Here is a 17,238-nt window from a genome sequence, read left to right as displayed (position 1 = left end):
CGCCCGTCCCTGACGCCGTCCTGATCCCCACGGCCGTTCTCCTGACACGGCGTTGACGTCGCCCGCCGGTCGCGGACGGCGCCGCTGCTCCCGGGCTGACTGGGCCGTTCGGGTGAGCGTGGATCAGGGTTGCGTCAAAGCTGCCCCCGATCGCGTCATCCCCGCGTCAGGGAGAGGTGACATCGCCGCGGGTCGGGCCTCCACTGGTGACGGGCGCTCTCCGCCCGTTGGGTCCGGTCGGCCGGGCCCGCGAGTCCCGCCCCGCACCGGAGCACGGGATCACACCCGAAGGAATTGAGATGACCATGAGCATCATCACCGCACTCGAGAGCGCAGTCGACGACCGCCGGAGCGGGGGCCTGCCGGCCGTCGCCGATGTGCAGCGTCCGGTGCGCCCGCGCGACCTGCTGCGCCTGCCCGCGCTCGCCCAGTCGGAGCCGGATGACACCGACGGCCCGACCGATCACCGCGAGGACGGCCGTCGGGCGACCGGGGCCCGCTGCCGGATCGCGATGGGCTACGTGGACTGACGTCGTGCCGTCCGTTCCGTCCCCGTCGCTCTCGTCCCCTTTTCCGCCGTCACCAGGAGTGCCGACCCATGGCCGCTGCCTTCGCTCCTCCGCTTCCCGATTCCTGGCCGAACGGCCTTTCGTCCAGGGTCCGTTCACCTGAGGGCCGGGCGCTGGGCAGCCCGTGGCCCGCCTCGGCCCGCTCGGCGCCCGGGGGCGAGGTGGTGGTGGGCGGGGTCGGCCTGGCCGAGGTCGCCGACCGCTTCGGCACCCCGCTGTACGTGCTCGACGAAGCCGAGGTCCGGGCCCGCTGCCGGGCCTACCGCGCGGCCCTGCCGCACGCCGAGGTGCTCTACGCCGCCAAGGCGTTCCTGTGCAGCGCGATGGCCGACTGGGTCGCCGAGGAGGGTCTGGGGCTGGACGTCTGCTCGGTGGGCGAGCTGCGGCTGGCCGCCGCGGCGGGATTCCCGCCGCAGCGGATGCTGCTGCACGGCAACGCCAAGAGCCCCGAGGAACTGCGCCTGGCGCTGCGCCTGCGGGTGGGGCGGATCGTGATCGACGGCCTGGCCGAGATTCCCCGGCTCGCCGCGCTCGCCATCGCCGACGAACCGCAGCGCGTGCTGGTCCGCGTCCTGCCGGGAGTGGCCGCGGGCCACCACACGGCGGTGCGCACCGGGGTGACGGGCCAGAAGTTCGGCCTGTCGATCGAGGGCGGTGACGCGGCGGAGGCGGTGAGCCGGGTGCTGGCCCAGCCGAGCCTCGCGCTCGTCGGCCTGCACTGCCACCTGGGCTCCCAGATCACCGGGGTCGAGCCCTACCTGGCCGCGATCGACCGCATGGTGACGCTGCTCGCCGAGATCCGCGACCGGCACGGTGTGCAGTTCCCGGAGCTGGACCTGGGCGGCGGCCACGGCGTGCCCTACCTCGCGGGTGACCCGGAACTCGACCTCGCCGACTTCGCCCGGCGGGTCCGCGAGCGGCTCGCCTCGGCCTGCGCCGAGCACGGGCTGAGCGTGCCGCGCCTGCTCGTCGAGCCCGGCCGGGCGGTCGTCGGGCCCGCGGGAGTGGCGATCTACCGGGTGCTGGCGGTCAAGCACGGCACCGACGGGCGGGTCTTCGTCGCCGTGGACGGCGGGATGAGCGACAACCCGCGCCCCGCCCTGTACGGAGCGCGCTACCAGGCCCGTCTGGTGGGCCGGTCCTCGCAGGCCGAGCCGTGTGAGGTCGACGTGGTCGGCCGGTACTGCGAGGCGGGCGACGTCCTGGTGCCGGGCGCGCAGCTGCCCGGTGACATCAGGGCGGGCGACCTGCTGGCCGTGCCGGTGGCCGGCGCCTACCAACTGTCGATGGCCTCCAGCTACAACCTGGTCGGCCGCCCCGGCGTGGTCGCCGTCCGGGACGGCCGGGCCCGGCAGCTGATCCGCCGGGAGACGGTGGAGGACTTCCTCAGCCGCGAGGTCGGACGGTAGCCACCGCGGACCTGAGCCCGGCTGCGCGCGTGCCGACGGCCGGTGAGGAGAGGAAGCGGCCGTCAGCACGCCGTCAAGATGAGCCCCGGGACCGCCAGGAGGCCGTCAGGGAAGGGCCGGCCCGGGCCGGCCGCGGATAGCGTCGGCCGGGAGGAAGGAACCGCCTCGCTCCTGGAGGGAGGAGGCGGCTCCGGCCGATGGCCCGTTCCCAGGCCCGGTGGCTCGCACCGGGTCGGCACCGGCGGCCAGTGGTGAGGAGGGGCGCGGCAACTGTCGAAGGCCGCGCCCCGCACCCTCTCGCCGGACCGCGGGGGGCCGCCGGGTCAGCGTGCGGTGATCACCACACGTGCGGGAGCGAGGCCCACGGCGGCTTCCAGGCTCTCCAGCAGCTCGGTCTCATCCACCACGAGCAGTGCGCACGTCGCGTGGGTCAGGCAGTGGCGGACGGTCGAACTCTGCCGGGCCGGCTCTCTGCGACCGCGGTGGCCGCAGCCCAGCACGAGCAGGTCACCCGGCCGGTCGGCGATGCGGGTCAGCGCCGGACCCGGAAGGTCCCGGACGACCAGGGGGAGCACGGTCAGGTCACCCGGGAGGCCGCCGAAGGCCTGGTCGAAGGCGGTGGCCAGGCGCTCGTGTGCCGCGTACTCCAGTTCCGAGACCGGCCGCAGCTCGGTGCCACCCGACCAGGCGGCCACCGGCACCAGCTGGGCGCCGCGGGCCCGCGCCTCGTCGACCGCGCGGTGCAGGGCGGCCAGACTGCTCAGCGTGTCGTTGACGCCGACCACGACGCGAGGTTCCTCGATCATCGTCACCACTCCCTCCGCACGGACCTACCCGGTCCCCATCCGACACCTGCCGGGAGAGGAAGCCGCTGCTTTTGACACGGCCGCTACGCGTTCGGTGGCCCTCCTGACGGCTTCCTGATGAGTCACCGCTGTCAACACTCCGTCAGGGACGCCCGGTTCACCATCAGGATGCTGTCAGCGAGATCACTCCGGCGGGGCCGGCACGGTTCGCTGAGCTGTCGGCCCAGGGGCCGGCCTCCCGTTCCGGCCCAAGCCTGAGAAGGTCCGCCGCATGCAGCCGCTCGCCCCCCGACCAGACCGTCACGCCCGACCCGCCGGCGCCGCCGGCCCACCCGTCGGACGCGCCCACCGGCCACCGACACCGCGTGGCAGGCGCCGTGTTCGATCCCAAACAACTGCTCGCCGCCCTTCCGGAGGCGCTGCGCAAGCTGCACCCGCGCACGATGGTGCGCAACCCCGTGATGTTCGTGGTCGAGGTCTGCTCGGCCCTCACCACCCTGTCGGCGGTGCTCGAGCCGAGCCTGTTCGCCTGGCTGATCAGCGGCTGGCTCTGGCTCACCGTCGTCTTCGCCAACCTCGCCGAGGCGGTGGCCGAGGGCCGGGGCAAGGCGCAGGCGGAGTCGCTGCGCCGGGCCAGGACCGGTACCGTGGCGCGGCGCCTGCGCAGCTGGCGGATCGGCCTGGACCGGTACGACGAGGAGCCGGTGCCCGCCGAACACCTACGGCTGTACGACTTCGTGGTGGTGGACGCGGGGGAGACGATCCCCGGCGACGGCGACGTGGTGGAGGGCATCGCGGCGGTCGACGAGGCGGCGATCACGGGTGAGTCGGCCCCGGTGATCCGCGAGGCCGGCGGCGACCGCTGCGCGGTGACCGGCGGCACCAAGGTGCTGTCCGACCGGATCGTCGTGCGGATCACCTCCAAGCCGGGCCTGACCTTCATCGACCGCATGATCGCCCTGGTCGAGGGCGCGGAACGGACGAAGACCCCGAACGAGATCGCGCTCAACCTGCTGCTCGCCTCGCTCACCATCGTCTTCATCCTCAGCGTGGTCACCCTCCAGCCGTTCGCCATCTACGCGGGCGCCGAGCAGTCCACCCCGGTGCTGGTCGCGCTGCTGGTGGCGCTGATCCCCACCACCATCGGCGCGCTGCTCTCGGCGATCGGCATCGCCGGCATGGACCGGTTGGTGCAGCGCAACGTGCTGGCCATGTCGGGGCGCGCGGTGGAGGCGGCGGGGGACGTGGACACGCTGCTGCTCGACAAGACCGGCACGATCACCTTCGGCAACCGCCAGGCCGTCCGCTTCCTGCCGGCCCCGGACGTGCCGGAGTTCCAGCTCGCGGAGGCCGCGCAGCTGTCGTCGCTGGCCGACGAGACGCCCGAAGGCCGCTCGATCGTGGTCCTGGCCAAGCGGTACGGGCTGCGGGAGCGGGCCGAGGGCGAACTGGGGCACATGGAGTTCGTGCCGTTCAGCGCGCAGACCCGGATGAGCGGGGTCGACCTCAGCTGGCCGCACGCGCCGCAGGTCCAGGTCCGCAAGGGCGCCTCCTCGGCGATCTCGGTCTGGGTGTACGAGCGGGGCGGACTGGTGCCCGGCGAGGTACTGGAGGCGGTCGACGCCATCTCGGCGCTCGGCGGCACCCCGCTGCTGGTCGCCGTCCACGATCGGCACGGAGCCCGGGTCCTCGGCCTGGTGTACCTGAAGGACGTGGTCAAGGACGGCATCCGCGAGCGCTTCGCGGAGCTGCGCCGGATGGGCATCCGCACGGTGATGGTCACCGGCGACAATCCGCGCACGGCGCAGGCGATCGCGCAGGAGGCCGGGGTGGACGACTTCCTCGCCGAGGCCACGCCCGAGGACAAGCTCGCCCTGATCAGGCGCGAGCAGGCGGCGGGAAAGCTCGTCGCGATGACCGGCGACGGCACCAACGACGCGTACCCGGGGAGAGTTCGCCGACGAGGGCGGACTTGGGTACGACCGGCCCGACGCCCGCGCCGCGCGCTCCCCGTCGCCGGGCGATCAGGCCCGGAGTCGCTCGATGAGGGCCAACAGGCCTTGAGACACGATGCTCTGACGAATAATCACCTCGCCGCGCGAGGCCTTGGGCGGTGCGCCGGGCAGCAGCGCGCGGTGTGTTCGTCGAAGATCGGCGGCCCTCGGTCAGGCGCTTCACGACCACGACGAGAACGACGGGCTGGGGCTTGTCGTGGTTGCCCCGCCTGACCAGCTCGCGGGCGGGCAACCCACCGATGACTGACGGCAGTTCGACGATGCCCAGGTCACGGGCTCCACACCCGTCAGCCGGACCGGGCGCCGGGATCCCCGGCCCCCGCCGGCAGCCGCCAGGGGAAGGACAGGCGACTGCCCGGGGGCCGCGCGGGGCAGTCGCGACGCTACGCAGGCCGCCGTGGGTCGAACGTCGTTCCTGACAGCTCCTTGACGAGGCCGTGCCCACTTATGACGCACTGCTGACACGGCTGCGCTGTCACGCCTGGAACGCGGCGAGGACCATGGCACCCAGTACGGTCAGCAGGCCCAGCAGGACGAAGGTCGGACGATCGGACTGCCGAGCGCGTCGCTGATCCGTTCGATTGCCCACGGCTCGCTGACGGCGGTCATCCGATCCTCCTGGTCTGCGCCGATGGGCAGGTACCTGCCATGGGGCGCCGTCGGCGCCCACGTACTAAAGCAGTTACATCGCGAGGAGCGCAGCCGTCTCGGGAGCACCTACCAAATCTGGTACGTGGTCCCTCGACCTCAGCCCAGTAGCTGCGCCTTCGCCTGCTCGAACTCGGCCGGGCTGAGGGCGCCCGCCTGAAGGAGCTGCTGCAGCTTGGCGAGCTCATCCGCCAACGAGCCGCCAGCAGCCGGAGCCGGGCCGGCCTGTGCAGAGAGGGCCCACTGGATCGCATCGCGCACCGCCTCGAACGCCTGCTGGCTGCCGCGACCGAAGGGCACAGCCAGCTCATCCCGAAGCGGATCCACCTCCCGGCCCCGCTTTCCGCGCACCTCGGCCACGCCAGGGACGGAGAGGCGCAGGTAGCCGGCCCGCATGACTGTCGCGGGCCGCCACTGGATGCCTGACACGTGGCCGATGGGATAGGTCCGCGTGCCTTGGTCGACGCCGAGCCCGCCGCGGGGTCGGGTGATGTTCACGGTCCGGCCGTCGAACGAGATGGTGGCGATGCGGCTGGTTGCTTCGATCATGCCGCCGAGTGTGGCAGCCAGCCGGGGCGGCAGGTCGGGGATTCGCCGAGCTGTTACAGCGTCAACCCTTGTTGACGTCGATCCACGCCCCGGCCGCCTCCCTGCGGCAGGCCGTGACCCGGGCGCTCGCCCGCGCCTGGCCCGTCGGCCCGGGCTCACTCGCCACCTGGCCCGAGAGGCAGGAGGACCAGGCCGCCGCCGCACGGGGCGCTGTGCGAACTCGCCGCGGACAAGTCGTCCGACCACGCCGAGCTGCCCGTCCATCGGGACGACTACGACAGCGGTTCCTGCACCGACATGTTCTTCCAGGACGGCACCAATCAGTGGGTGGGCGCCGGAGACCTGCGCCCAGCCGTGTGGTTCGAGCCGTTCGGCAATGTCGATGCCCGCGATCCCCGGCGGGGCTTCCGCCGTTGACGCGGAAGAACGAAGGGTGCGGCGACCACCACCCTCGGCCGATACGAGGTCTTTGCGACGGTGGCGCAGTTCCGTCACGCTTGATCGAGCACCGCCTGACATGCGCCACTGGTCGTGAAGGGGGACGGATGTCGAACGGCACTTCGGGGAGTTTTGGGACGCACCTGCTCTGCCGAGCGTGTTCAAGCACGCGCTGCTCAGCCGCTACACACCGAAGTTCGGCGGGATCACGGGCTCGAAGAGCGGTGGCGAGGTCGTGTACCTGGCCGGGTACGCGGGCGAGGGCCGTTACGGGAACGGCGAGCCCGGGTCGGCCGACACGGTGCTGCGGATCGCGGCGGACCACCAGGCCAAGCGCCGGCAGCAGCATGGCCGGCAGCGCGAGGTGTGGCGAGCGGGTGAGCTCGCGCGTGTAGTGACGAAGTGCGAGGAGCACCGAGGCCCGGCCTGGCGGGCCGTGGCGCGGTTCAGATGATTCCATCCCAACCCCGAGTGGTCGTGCGGTGGTGTGCGAGGAAGTCAGGGACCGCAGTCTCCCGCGAGGGCGATCGGGGCGTCCACGTGTTCTTTCCGCGGGGACGGCGACGGCCTCGGTTGAACTCGACCGACAGAAGCGGGAGTTGGACTGGAGTGGGCGATCGGCCGGGCGGGGGTCGGATCGCGTGATCCCGCCGTTCGGGTGACTCTTGGGTGCTTTCGCCGTCCCGCCGGCGACCGGGCCGGCGATGCGGACGCTCACCTGGACGCCGAAGGTCGGCGCCCTTGCGCCCCCGTCCCGGGGCCGGCGGGACGCGCCGAGGTCTGGACAGACGGGCGCCGGTGATCCAGGCTTCCTCACCATGAGCGAGCCCTCCGCCGTACCCCCCGACCTGCCGCCCGCCGCGCAGCCCGTCGCCCCGGCCGCCGCGCCGCCCGCCGGGCTCTTCGCCGGGTCGTCCGCGACGCAGGCGCGGCTGCTGGCGGTGAACGTGGCCGCCGCCGAGGACATCGCCGCCGTCCTGCGCGGTGCGCCCGACCCGAACGCGCCGGTCCCCGGCTCGACCTGGTCGATCGGCGAGGCCGCGGCCCACCTCGCGCTGGCCAACGGGCTGATGGCGGACCTCGCCCGCGGCCTGGAGCGCGGCTACGGCGACGGCAGCCCGGACTCCCTCGCGGCGGCCAACGAGGACTCCCTCGCCGCGTACCCCGAACGCGACCCGGCCGTGCTGGCCGACGCCATCGTCGAACACGCCCGGGCCTTCGCCGAGCACAGCGCCGCCCGGCCCGGCACCGAGGCGGTGCTCACGCCGCTGGGGCCGATGGACCAGGCCACGCTGGCCAGCTACTTGCTGACCCACCAGCTGGGCCACGGCTACGACCTGGCCCGCGCGCTGCGGCGCCCGCACATGATCGATCGTGAGCGGGTCGAGCTCTCGTTGCCGTTCCTGCTCACCGCGATGCCCCGGGTGGCGGTCCCCGAGGCGAGCGCCGGGCGCCGGATCCGGTACGCGGTCGGCCTGCGCGGCGGCGAACTCTTCGAGGTCACCGTGGACGACGGCACGGTGACGGTGGTGCCGCGGCCGCCGAGCCGCCCGGACTGCGTGATCGTCACCGAGCCGGTCACCTTCTTCCTGCTGGCGCTCGGCCGCCGCACCCGGTGGCAGGCGATGGCCCGGGGCGGGATCCGCGCGGGCGGCCGCAGGCCCTGGCTCGCGCTCGGCTTCCCCGGCTACTTCCGGGCGCCCTGACCGGTGCCGCGGCTCAGTGCCCCAGGCCCGCGGCTCAGGGTCCCAGGCTCGCGGCTCAGTGCCCCAGGGCCGCCTTGGCGGCCACGATGATCAGGCCCAGGACCAGGTTGGCCAGCCCCTCCACCGCCGCCTGACGGCGGCTCGCACCGGCCCGGACCGCGCCCAGGCACGCCCAGATCACCTGCTGGGCCACGGCCACGCCCAGCGCCAGCCAGCCCGTCCCGGACAGCCCCAGCCCGAGGACCGGACTGATCAGGACCACCGCCGCGGGGAGCAGGGCCGCCTCCACGATGGACCACTCGTGGCCCGCGACCAGCCGGATCTCGCGCCAGTTGATCGCCTGTCCGACCAGCCGCTCGCCCGCCAGCCGGGCGTACACGTGGGCGGCCCAGAACACCAGACCGGTGACGATCAGCATGACGGCCAGTTGGACGCGTGGGAACTGGCCGACGACGCCGGCCGTCGCCACCACCGAGGCGGCGAGCATGGAGCCGTAGACCGCGCCCGCGTAGTCCGTGCGCTTCGCCGCGGGCGGCCCGCCGTGCTCCCCGGCCGGGGACGGGACGACTGGACTGTTCATCTGAGTCCTTTCGTGGATACCCCCGGCTCCAGCCGGGGGGCGGAACTCCTGCGAAGCGGGACCTGCCCGGTCGCCGCCGGCCCGTGCCCGGCGGCCCGCGGCGGGCGGGCGGGAGGCGGTGCGGGATGCGGTCGGGCCAGAGGTCCCTATGGTGGAGGGTGAGGATCCGGTGCAGGGGATCCAGCTCCCCACGGCCGCGCCGGCTCCCGGCCGACCTCAGGAGATGGCCCATGACCACATCATCCGAGACACCCGTCCTCGACACCCTGGCCGCCATGACCCTCGACTCGATCGAGCGGTGCGGGCTGCCCGCGGACATGCTCATCCTGACCCGCATCGCCGCGCTCGTCGCCATGGACGCGCCGCCGATGTCGTACCTCGCCCACCTCGACCCGGCGGTCGAGGCCGATGTGACCGCGAGCCAGTTGCAGGACGTCCTGGTCGCGATCGCGCCCATCGTCGGCACCGCGCGCGTCATGTCGGCGGCCACCCACATCACCGAGGCCCTGGGCGTGGTCATCGCCGTGGCCGAGACCGAACTCGGCGGGTAGTCCCGCCGGTCGGGCCACCGCTGAATCATCGCCGCATCCCTGCCGAGCCCCCCCCCCCCCCCCCCCCGCGGGGGCTCGGCGCGGGCGGCACGACCGAGGGGTGCGACGGCGTGGCACGACGGTGGGCCCTCGCGCCTCAGGCGGTGGCCGGGACCCGCAGGATGATCTTGCCGGCGGCGTGGCCGTGCTGGCTCAGCCGGTGCGCCTCGGCCGCCTCGGTGAACGGGTGCACCGCGGCGATCCGCACCGCGTACTTCCCCTCCTCGACGAGCCGGGCGGCCCTGGGCAGGGCGTGGAACGCCTGCGCCTCGGCGGTGGTCCGCACGCCGAGCCGCCCGGCGCCGAAGTCCGCGATGGTCAGGACGTGGTCGGGCGTGCCGGCGATGGCGACCAGGTCCTCCAGCGAGCCCTTGCCCGCCGTGTCGAGGACGGCGTCGACGCCGCCGGGCGCGAGCTCGGCCACCCGCTCGGCCAGTCCGGGTCCGTAGGTGGTCGGCAGGACCCCGAGCGAGCGCAGGTAGGGGTGGTTGGCCTCGCCGGCGGTGCCGACGACGGTGACCCCGTCCGCGCGGGCGAACTGCGCGGTGGCGCTGCCCACGGCGCCGGCCGCGCCCTCGATCAGCAGCGTCTGTCCGGCGGTGGGCCCCAGCAGGTCCAGCGCCCGTTGCGCGGTCTCCGCCGTCACCGCGAGCCCGCCGGCCTGCTCCCAGCTGAGGTCGGCGGGCTTGCGGGCGAAGTGGTCCAGCACCGCGAACTGCGCGGTGGTCTGCCGGCCGGTCCCGAACACCTCGTCGCCCACCGCGACGTCCGACACGCCCTCGCCGACCTCGTCGACGACGCCGGCGGCCTCCAGGCCGGGGATCGCCGGGAAGGTGGTGGGGACCATGTCGCGCAGGTAGCCCGCCCGGATCTTCCAGTCCATCGGGTTCACCCCGGCCGCGCGCACCGCGATGCGCACCTGTCCGGGGCCGGCGTGCGGCTCCGGCACGGTGGCGACCTCCAGGACCGCCGGGTCGCCGTACTGCGGGTAGGTCACTGCCAGCATGTCCGCTCCGTCCGGTGTCGCCGGGCCACCACCGGGCCCGGACCATCCCTCCCACTATGGAGCGCACCCCGCCGCCCGGCGCTCCGAGTCGGGCTACGGGGTGGGTCGTCCGGCCGGGCCGGGACCGGTGCGAGGGCGGAGCGGGATCAGCGGAGGCGGGCCAGGTCGGCCAGCACGGTGAGCTGGTGGTCGAAGTAGGCCTCGCGGGCCTCGACCATGCCCTCGAGCCGGCCGAAGACCTCGAAGCCGAGCAGGCCGAAGAGCTGGGTCCACAGGGTGAGCGCGATCGCGAGCACCCGTTCCGGGGCGGACGGCAGGGATGCGGGGGTCGGCCCCGGCCACTCGGTGAGCAGCCGGTGCAGGTCCGCGTGGACGGCGGGCGGCAGCGGTCCGGCCGCCTCGGCGACCGGGGCGCCGGCGGCGGCCGCGTCGAAGAGGATGCCGATCAGGGCCAGGATCACCCGGGAGGCCGGGGCGACGGTGTCGGGCGGCGCGGCGTAGCCGGGGACGGGGCTGCCGTAGATCAGCGCGTACTCGGCCGGATGGCGCAGTGCCCAGCCGCGCGCCGCGCGGCACAGCACCAGCCAGCGTTCGCGGTGGTGGGCCCTGGGCACCGCGGCCTCGGCCGTCTCGGCGCACTGCGCGAGGGCCTGGTAGGCCTCGGTGATCAGGTCCGTCAGCAGGGCGTCGCGGCTGGGGAAGTAGCGGTAGAGCGCGGAGGGGACCAGGTCGACGTCGCGAGCCACCGCGCGCAGCGAGAGGTCGGCGCCGTCCACCGCCAGCCGCCGCCGGGCGGCCGAGCGGATCTCTTCGGTGATCTCCTCGCGCACCCGCGCGCGGAGGTTTCGCGCTGCCATGCGGGCATTCTCGCACATCGGTGAACAGTGGCACGATAAGAGAACACTGTTCTTGACATTGAGCACTGCTCTCAGCATGCTGGAGGCACCCGAGAGAACAGTGTTCTCTCTCCGAAGCACCAGTCTCGAAGGTCGTCAGCCATGTCTCTGCACGTGATCGTCGGCGCCGGCCCCGTCGGCTCGGCCACCGCCCGCCTGCTCGCGGACCGCGGCGAACAGGTCCGCCTGGTGACCCGCCGCGGCACCGGCCCCAGCCACCCCGCCGTCGAGCTCGTCCGCGCGGACGCGACCGACGAAGCGGCACTGACCGCGCACACCAAGGGCGCGGCCGCGCTCTACAACTGCGCCAACCCGCCCTACACCAGCTGGCCCACCGACTGGCCGCCGCTCGCCACCGCCCTGCTCAACGCCGCCCGCCACACCGGTGCGGTGCTGGCCACCACCAGCAACCTGTACGGCTACGGCCGGGTGAACGGCCCGATGACCGAAGGGACCCCGCTGCGTCCGGCCGGCCACAAGGGCGAGGTCCGCGCCCGGATGTGGCGCGACGCGCTCGCCGCCCACGAGGCCGGCGAGGCGCGCGTCACCGAGGTCCGTGGCAGCGACTACCTGGGCGCCGGCGTCCAGACGCTGCTGGCCGCGCTCGCCCTGCCCAAGGCGCTGGCCGGCCGGCGCGCCACCGTCCCCGCCGATCTGGACGCCCCGCACAGCTGGACCTACGTCGGCGACGTCGCCCGCACCCTGGTCGCCGCCGCCACGGACGAGCAGGCCTGGGGCCGCGCCTGGCACGTGCCGACCGAGCCCCCGCGCTCGATCCGCGAGGTGGTCACCTGGGCCTGCGAGCTCGCCGACCGGCCCGCCCCGCGGCTGGCCGTGATGCCGGGCGCCCTGCTCTGGCTCGGCGGCCTCGCCGTCCCGATGGTCCGTGAACTGCGGGAGACCCAGTACCAGTTCCGGGGCCCGTTCGTGCTGGACTCCTCCGCCGCCACGGCCGCCTTCGGGATCACCCCGACCCCGTTCGAGACGGCCCTGCGGGAGACGGTCGACGGCCTGCCGCCGGCCGCCTGACCGGGCGGCGATCCGCGCCCCCGCCGACCCGTCGGGCCATCGCGGCACGGCCCTTCGGCGGCGGGGAGTGGGGGCGGGGTGGAGCGGTGGCTCGTCGGGCCGGGCGGTGTCAGGGTGGAGATGGCAGCCAGAAATCCCTGTTCGTCCAGGAAGGTGGCGACACGCCATGGCTGAGCACCCCCACGCCGCGCTGATCCGCAAGGGTTACGCGGCTTTCTCACGCGGTGACATGGACACCCTGCGGGGCATGATGACGTCCGACTGCACCCAGCACGTGCCCGGCAACCATCCGCTGGCCGGCGACTTCAAGGGTGTGGACGCGGTCCTCGGCTACTACGGGCGGCTGGCCGCGGAGACGAACGGCAGCTTCCGGGTCGAACTCCAGCAGGTCTTCGTCGACGGCCGCGGGCACGTGATGGCGGTGCACCGGGTCAACGGTGAGCGGGCCGGCCGCACGCTCGACCTGGCGGGCGGCATCGTGTTCCGGATCGTCGGCGAGAAGATCACCGACCTCGACGAGTGCCTGGAGGACATGACGGCCGCCGACGACTTCTGGGCCTGACGGGCCAACAGGCCCCCACCGTCGCGCCCGGCCGCACCGAGGCGCCCGACCGCGTGGGGAGCGCGCGGCCGGGCGGTGGCGGTTCGGGTGCGAGGGGAGCGGGTCAGCAGGTGGAGGGGGCCGCCGCGCCGGCGAACCGGTCGGCGATCCACGACAGGTACTGCTGCTGTGCCTCGAAGGGGATCGTGTTGTGGGTGGCGCCCTCGTAGGTCGTGTACTCGACCGGCCGGCCGAAGGCGCAGGCGCGGTCCACGTACTGCTGAGTCGAGTGCGGGTTGATGACGGTGTCGGCGGTGCCCTGCATGACCAGCACCGGGGTCACCGGGGCCACGAAGCCCGGGGTGTTCTCGTGGAAGCGCCGGTGCCAGGACTGCGGCACGTCGCGCAGCGGCTGGAAGAGCGTGTCCAACTGGTGCGCGTCGCCCACGTTGTTCTGGATCACGTCCGCGAAGTGCTCGATGCAGGCGGTCCCGTCGCCCTCCAGCGCCTGCAGCCCGGCCGGCTGCAGGACCTCGGTGGCCCGCAGCTCGGGGTAGGCCGCCAGGAAGCCCCGGTAGACGTTGACCCGCAGGGCCGCGTTGTGGGACTCCGAGGAGTCGTTGCGCGGACCGGGCGGGACCAGGCCCTCGAACTGCGGCCCGAGGTCGGCCGCCGGTGCCAGTGCGGCCACCCCGACCAGGTCGAGGTCCGGGCTGTAGCCGGAGGTGTCCTGGCCGACGAAGACCGCCGCGCCGCCGCCCTGCGACCAGCCCAGTACGGCCGTGTGGTTGCTCGCGCGGGCCGAGCGCAGCCGGCGGGCGGCGGTGACCGAGTCCAGCACGTTGTGCGTCTCGGTCGCGGCGACCACGTACTGGTGCACGCCCGGGGTCCCCAGGCCCTGGTAGTCGGTGGCCACCACCACGTCGCCGGTGTCGAGGAAGTCGGTCAGCGCGGGCACGCCGACGTCGATCTGGTAGGGGCTCTGGTAGGTGAAGTAGTCGACCAGGTTCCGGGCCGGATCGGGCGCGGCCGACGGCGCGCACTGCCGCGGTCCGCCGACCGTGCCGTGCGCCCAGGCCACCACGTCGCGCCCGCCGCGCGGCGCCGTCCCGTCGGGCCAGGCGACCAGGCCCGACACTGCCACCGGCGTGCCGTCGTGCAGCGTGGAGAGGTAGAGGATCCGGCACGCGTGGGCGTGCCCGGGGGCGTCGACGCGGCGCGCCCAGATCAGGTCGCCGTGCCGGCCCGCGGGCAGCGGTGAGGGCGGCTCGTAGAAGGCGTCCCCGTCGGGGCCGAGCGGAGCGCCGGGCGCGCAGCGCGCCCCGCGGTCACCGTCGCCGCCCCCACCGCGGCTGCCGTCCGCGGCCGCCGTGCCCAGCCCCGGCAGGACCAGCAGGGTGGCGAAGGCGGCGGCAGCGCCCGCCCGTAGCCAAGCTCTCATCGGGTCTTCCCTTGCTCGACGCCGGTCGCCGGCGGCCCTGTGGCGGCGGCGCTCGGCAGGCTTGTCATGGTCGAGCCGAGATTATCTTTCGGTGAGCAGGAAGTCACTTATCGTGATGATCCGCGCATGTTGCGGGGCCCGGCCGCCCTCCTGTCGCGCTCTACCGCGGTGGCTGGAAGCCGCCGATGCGCTCTTCCAGAAGTTCGGCCAGGCGCAGCGGGGTGCGGTCCTCGAAGGCGGGGCCGATGAGTTGGACGCCCACCGGCAGGCCCTCGGGGGAGCGGCCCGCCGGTATGGCGGTGGCGGGGAGGCCGGGCATGGTGGCCACGCCGGCCCAGACGAGCTGGTCGAAGTACGGGTACGCGACGCCGTCGATGTCGAGCCGGCGTTGCCTCGGGTCGGGGTGGTGGTCGTGCGGGAAGGCGGGGGTGGGCGTGATCGGGCAGAGAACGGCGTCGAACTCGGTGAAGAGCCGGCGCCAGCCGTGGCGGTGGAGCTCGCGACGGTTGTTCGCCTCGATCCAGTCGCGGTGGCTGAGCACCATGCCGCGCAGCCGCGCCGCGTTCAGGCTCCGGTCGTCCGCGCTCAACGCGGCAGCCTGGGAGCGCAGTTGCTCGTCGGCTTCGACGGGGAACCGGGCGACGGCGCCGGAGAACAGCAACTGCGTGTACAGCAGGGCGGCTTCGGCCAGATCGGGCAGCAGCGGGCTGTGCCGCTCCACGCGGGCGCCGCCGTCGACCAGGGCGTCGACCACCCGGTTCACGCCCGCCCGCACGGCGGACCCGGTCGGGATGAAGGGGTGCTCGTCCAGGACCAGGACGCGGAAGTCGCCGAGCCGCTCGTGACGCGCGGGCGGCAGCGTCAGGGCGTGTGCCACACCGAACGTCAGGGGGTCCGGCCCGGCCATGACGTCGAGCAGCAGCGCGAGGTCGCGGGCCGAGCGCGCCATCGGGCCCACGACGGCGAGGTCGTGGTCGGTCGGCAGCGCCGGTGTCAGCGGCGGGACCATGCCGCGGATCGGCGCCAGTGCGAGGGTGGGCTTGTGCGCGTAGACACCGCAGAAGTGCGCCGGGGTGCGCAACGAGCCCGCGAGGTCGGAGCCGATCGACAGCGCGCCGAAGCCGGACGCCAGGGCCGCCGCCGATCCGCCGGAGGACCCGCCCGACGTACGGCCGTGGTCCCAGGGGTTGTTGGTGGTGCCGTGGATCTCGTTGAAGCTCTGCACGTCCTGCAGTCCCAGCGGCACGTTGGTCTTGCCGAGGATCACCGCGCCCGCGGCCCGCAGGCGTGACACCTGCACCGCGTCCTCGGCCGGCAGGTGGTCCCGGTGCTGCGGCATGCCCCAGGTCGTGGGCAGCCCGGCGATGTCGTAGGACTCCTTGACCGTCACCGGGATGCCCAGCAGCGGCCGGTCCTCGCCGCGGGCGCGGGCCCGGTCGGCGTCGCGTGCGGCGGCTCGCGCACGGTCGAAATCCGGCTCGCAGATCGCGTTGATCGCCGCGTCGTGCCGCTCGATGCGGGCGATCGCCTCGTCGGTCAGTTCCACCGAGGAGACGTCACCGGCGCGCAGGGCGATGCGGAGTTCCTCGGCCGTTCGAAAGATCCAGTCCATGGCTGGGACCGTAACCGCCGCTCCGACAGGCCACGAAATACCTTTTCGTTCAAGAGGATCGGCGCCTCGATGACGGATCCGGCGGGCGGTGCGCCGCAGTCGGCGCAGCGGGTGGATCCGCGGGTGGGTGGTGGTCGCGCCGGGTCGGCGGGACGTGGGTGGGTGGTCGCCGCACAAAGATGCGCGAGGTGCCCCCATACGGCCGGTGCGCCGGGGTGCCAGCATCCCGTTGAGAGTCCTTCCTCCTCCGTCGTCGCTCGCACCCCGGGTCCTGCCCGCCCGGGGGCGGCCGGTCGGTGGAAGCTGTGCGGGGAGCGCGGGGGAAGCGGCACCGCTGCGGCGCCCGGCCGGGTGCGTCGATGCTGCCGAGCCGAGAGGCTGACCAGAAGCCGATCGAGGAGCCTTCCATGGACAACCTCCTGCCCGTCAGCGTTCTCGCACTCGATCCAGTGCTGGACGCCGGGGCCAAGAGCACGCTGTACGGCAGCCCGGACATCGCCATGGTGCTGCCGCACGAACCGGCCAGGGTGGCCGTCGTGATCGTCGACCGGGTGGACGACCAGGTGTTGCACCTGGTGGGGACCGCCAGAGGCGAGGCACATCATCCCGAAGTAGTGCTGGTGGCAACCGAGTTGGCGCCAATCGAGGCGCGCAGGGCGATCGCGGTGGGGGCCCGCGGACTGCTGCGCCGGCGGGAGGCCAGCATGGAGCGGCTGGTGCGCACCGTCCTGGCGGCGGCCGGTGGCGACTGCACGGTGCCGACCGACCTGCTCGACCCGCTGCTGGACCACCGCACCGACGGACGGCCGGCGGTGGCCGCCCGGCCGCCGTGGAGCGGTCCCGGGCTCAGCGACCGGGAGCGCGCGGTGCTGAGACTGGTCGCCGACGGGCGCGAGACCGGCGAGATCGCCCAGGAACTGAGTTACTCGGTACGGACCGTGACCTCGGTGGTGCGCGACATCACCCAGCGGTTCCGGCTGCGCAACCGCGCCCACGCGGTGGCCTACGCGCTGCGCGGGGGGCTGCTGTGAGCACCGCGGTCGCGATGACGAACGTGCTGGACGGCGATGTGCTGGACGGCGCAGTGCTGGACGCCGGTGCGCTGGACGCCGCAGGGGCGGACCCCGACGGGCGGGTGCGGCGCGGGGCGGAGCCCGGGCGGGCCCGGTGGCCGGGTGAGCATCCCCGGGTGCACCTGAGAGCGGCCGACCCGGACCGCCGTGAGGCGCTCGCGGCCGTCCTGCGCCGGGCCGGGGTCGCGGCGGCCTGCGAGTGGTCGCCGGAGACCGTCCTGATCGCCGCCGTCACCACCGTCGACGAGGCCCTGGACGCCTGCCTGCCGGCGGCCCGGCCCGGTGCGCACCGCCTGCTGGTCATCGCCGAGCGGGTCACCGTCCCCCGGG

The 17,238-nt window shown here is 73.9% G+C and carries 16 protein-coding genes and 1 pseudogene; 10 read left to right on the top strand and 7 right to left on the bottom strand.

Going from position 1 to position 17,238, the window contains the following annotated elements; genetic code table 11:
• Nucleotides 1-299 precede the first annotated feature (299 nt).
• Complete coding sequence (locus ABD323_RS20985) at nt 300-530, top strand: hypothetical protein (RefSeq protein WP_344443338.1); 231 nt, start codon at nt 300-302, stop codon at nt 528-530.
• A 68-nt stretch (nt 531-598) separates the two neighbouring features.
• Entirely contained in the window at nt 599-1,978 is a 1,380-nt protein-coding gene (lysA, locus tag ABD323_RS20980) for a diaminopimelate decarboxylase (RefSeq protein ID WP_344443337.1), read from the top strand.
• Nucleotides 1,979-2,301: 323 nt separating this feature from the next.
• On the opposite strand, the gene ABD323_RS20975 is transcribed toward lysA, so the two are convergent.
• A complete protein-coding gene (locus tag ABD323_RS20975; RefSeq protein ID WP_344443335.1) occupies nt 2,302-2,784 on the bottom strand; it encodes a universal stress protein in 483 nt (160 codons plus the stop codon).
• Nucleotides 2,785-3,038: 254 nt separating this feature from the next.
• Between ABD323_RS20975 and kdpB the strand changes: the two genes are divergently transcribed.
• A complete protein-coding gene (gene kdpB / locus ABD323_RS20970) occupies nt 3,039-5,012 on the top strand; it encodes a potassium-transporting ATPase subunit KdpB (RefSeq protein ID WP_425556091.1) in 1,974 nt (657 codons plus the stop codon).
• Between the two features lie 534 nt (nt 5,013-5,546).
• Here the strand turns inward: kdpB and ABD323_RS20965 are convergent.
• Nucleotides 5,547-5,996, bottom strand: coding sequence for a DUF4429 domain-containing protein (locus ABD323_RS20965; RefSeq protein WP_344443332.1), 450 nt, complete (start codon nt 5,994-5,996; stop codon nt 5,547-5,549).
• A 595-nt stretch (nt 5,997-6,591) separates the two neighbouring features.
• On the opposite strand from ABD323_RS20965, the gene ABD323_RS20960 reads away from it, so the two are divergent.
• Both ABD323_RS20960 and ABD323_RS20955 read left to right on the top strand, forming a co-directional pair.
• The gene (locus ABD323_RS20960) at nt 6,592-6,888 is read left to right on the top strand and encodes a class I SAM-dependent methyltransferase (RefSeq protein WP_344443331.1); all 297 of its coding nucleotides are present in this window, start codon (nt 6,592-6,594) and stop codon (nt 6,886-6,888) included.
• 364 nt (nt 6,889-7,252) lie between these two features.
• The gene (locus ABD323_RS20955; protein ID WP_344443330.1) at nt 7,253-8,140 is read left to right on the top strand and encodes a maleylpyruvate isomerase family mycothiol-dependent enzyme; all 888 of its coding nucleotides are present in this window, start codon (nt 7,253-7,255) and stop codon (nt 8,138-8,140) included.
• Between the two features lie 55 nt (nt 8,141-8,195).
• Here the strand turns inward: ABD323_RS20955 and ABD323_RS20950 are convergent, their stop codons facing one another.
• Nucleotides 8,196-8,720 carry a hypothetical protein gene (locus tag ABD323_RS20950; RefSeq protein WP_344443329.1) on the bottom strand — a complete coding sequence of 175 codons (525 nt, stop codon included), beginning with the start codon at nt 8,718-8,720 and terminating at the stop codon, nt 8,196-8,198.
• 230 nt (nt 8,721-8,950) lie between these two features.
• Here ABD323_RS20950 and ABD323_RS20945 point away from each other — a divergent pair, with 230 nt between their 5' ends.
• The gene (locus tag ABD323_RS20945) at nt 8,951-9,271 is read left to right on the top strand and encodes a carboxymuconolactone decarboxylase family protein (RefSeq protein WP_344443328.1); all 321 of its coding nucleotides are present in this window, start codon (nt 8,951-8,953) and stop codon (nt 9,269-9,271) included.
• A gap of 136 nt (nt 9,272-9,407) precedes the next feature.
• On the opposite strand, the gene ABD323_RS20940 is transcribed toward ABD323_RS20945, so the two are convergent.
• Nucleotides 9,408-10,316, bottom strand: coding sequence for an NADP-dependent oxidoreductase (locus ABD323_RS20940; RefSeq protein ID WP_344443327.1), 909 nt, complete (start codon nt 10,314-10,316; stop codon nt 9,408-9,410).
• Nucleotides 10,317-10,462: 146 nt separating this feature from the next.
• Nucleotides 10,463-11,173 carry a TetR/AcrR family transcriptional regulator gene (locus ABD323_RS20935; RefSeq protein ID WP_344443326.1) on the bottom strand — a complete coding sequence of 237 codons (711 nt, stop codon included), beginning with the start codon at nt 11,171-11,173 and terminating at the stop codon, nt 10,463-10,465.
• A 141-nt stretch (nt 11,174-11,314) separates the two neighbouring features.
• On the opposite strand from ABD323_RS20935, the gene ABD323_RS20930 reads away from it, so the two are divergent.
• Both ABD323_RS20930 and ABD323_RS20925 read left to right on the top strand, forming a co-directional pair.
• Nucleotides 11,315-12,241, top strand: a complete 927-nt coding sequence (locus ABD323_RS20930) for an NAD-dependent epimerase/dehydratase family protein (protein WP_344443325.1) — start codon at nt 11,315-11,317, stop codon at nt 12,239-12,241.
• Nucleotides 12,242-12,407: 166 nt separating this feature from the next.
• Entirely contained in the window at nt 12,408-12,803 is a 396-nt protein-coding gene (locus ABD323_RS20925; RefSeq protein ID WP_344443323.1) for a nuclear transport factor 2 family protein, read from the top strand.
• 103 nt (nt 12,804-12,906) lie between these two features.
• Here the strand turns inward: ABD323_RS20925 and ABD323_RS20920 are convergent, their stop codons facing one another.
• Entirely contained in the window at nt 12,907-14,223 is a 1,317-nt protein-coding gene (locus ABD323_RS20920; RefSeq protein WP_344443322.1) for a lipase family protein, read from the bottom strand.
• A gap of 160 nt (nt 14,224-14,383) precedes the next feature.
• Nucleotides 14,384-15,835, bottom strand: a complete 1,452-nt coding sequence (locus ABD323_RS20915) for an amidase (protein WP_344443321.1) — start codon at nt 15,833-15,835, stop codon at nt 14,384-14,386.
• Between the two features lie 407 nt (nt 15,836-16,242).
• Here ABD323_RS20915 and ABD323_RS20910 point away from each other — a divergent pair, with 407 nt between their 5' ends.
• Together ABD323_RS20910 and ABD323_RS20905 are read left to right on the top strand one after the other, a co-directional pair.
• Entirely contained in the window at nt 16,243-16,866 is a 624-nt protein-coding gene (locus ABD323_RS20910; RefSeq protein WP_344443320.1) for a helix-turn-helix transcriptional regulator, read from the top strand.
• Nucleotides 16,863-17,238, top strand: a pseudogene (locus tag ABD323_RS20905) (hypothetical protein); the annotation flags it as partial. The gene ABD323_RS20910 and the pseudogene ABD323_RS20905, both read left to right, overlap by 4 nt.

It is taken from the genome of Kitasatospora nipponensis (assembly GCF_039528135.1).
GTDB lineage: Bacteria > Actinomycetota > Actinomycetes > Streptomycetales > Streptomycetaceae > Kitasatospora > Kitasatospora nipponensis.
The sequence above is the reverse complement of the archived record's forward strand: the minus strand, read 5'-3'. Positions and strand labels throughout refer to the sequence as shown.

What these genes read in the sequence shown, in the direction of transcription:
- ABD323_RS20985 (WP_344443338.1), top strand. Translation starts at nt 300, where the DNA reads ATGACCATGAGCATCATCACCGCACTCGAGAGCGCAGTCGACGACCGC.
- lysA (WP_344443337.1), top strand. Translation starts at nt 599, where the DNA reads ATGGCCGCTGCCTTCGCTCCTCCGCTTCCCGATTCCTGGCCGAACGGC.
- ABD323_RS20975 (WP_344443335.1), bottom strand. Translation starts at nt 2,784, where the DNA reads ATGATCGAGGAACCTCGCGTCGTGGTCGGCGTCAACGACACGCTGAGC.
- ABD323_RS20965 (WP_344443332.1), bottom strand. Translation starts at nt 5,996, where the DNA reads ATGATCGAAGCAACCAGCCGCATCGCCACCATCTCGTTCGACGGCCGG.
- ABD323_RS20955 (WP_344443330.1), top strand. Translation starts at nt 7,253, where the DNA reads ATGAGCGAGCCCTCCGCCGTACCCCCCGACCTGCCGCCCGCCGCGCAG.
- ABD323_RS20950 (WP_344443329.1), bottom strand. Translation starts at nt 8,720, where the DNA reads ATGAACAGTCCAGTCGTCCCGTCCCCGGCCGGGGAGCACGGCGGGCCG.
- ABD323_RS20945 (WP_344443328.1), top strand. Translation starts at nt 8,951, where the DNA reads ATGACCACATCATCCGAGACACCCGTCCTCGACACCCTGGCCGCCATG.
- ABD323_RS20940 (WP_344443327.1), bottom strand. Translation starts at nt 10,316, where the DNA reads ATGCTGGCAGTGACCTACCCGCAGTACGGCGACCCGGCGGTCCTGGAG.
- ABD323_RS20935 (WP_344443326.1), bottom strand. Translation starts at nt 11,173, where the DNA reads ATGGCAGCGCGAAACCTCCGCGCGCGGGTGCGCGAGGAGATCACCGAA.
- ABD323_RS20930 (WP_344443325.1), top strand. Translation starts at nt 11,315, where the DNA reads ATGTCTCTGCACGTGATCGTCGGCGCCGGCCCCGTCGGCTCGGCCACC.
- ABD323_RS20925 (WP_344443323.1), top strand. Translation starts at nt 12,408, where the DNA reads ATGGCTGAGCACCCCCACGCCGCGCTGATCCGCAAGGGTTACGCGGCT.
- ABD323_RS20920 (WP_344443322.1), bottom strand. Translation starts at nt 14,223, where the DNA reads ATGAGAGCTTGGCTACGGGCGGGCGCTGCCGCCGCCTTCGCCACCCTG.
- ABD323_RS20915 (WP_344443321.1), bottom strand. Translation starts at nt 15,835, where the DNA reads ATGGACTGGATCTTTCGAACGGCCGAGGAACTCCGCATCGCCCTGCGC.
- ABD323_RS20910 (WP_344443320.1), top strand. Translation starts at nt 16,243, where the DNA reads ATGGACAACCTCCTGCCCGTCAGCGTTCTCGCACTCGATCCAGTGCTG.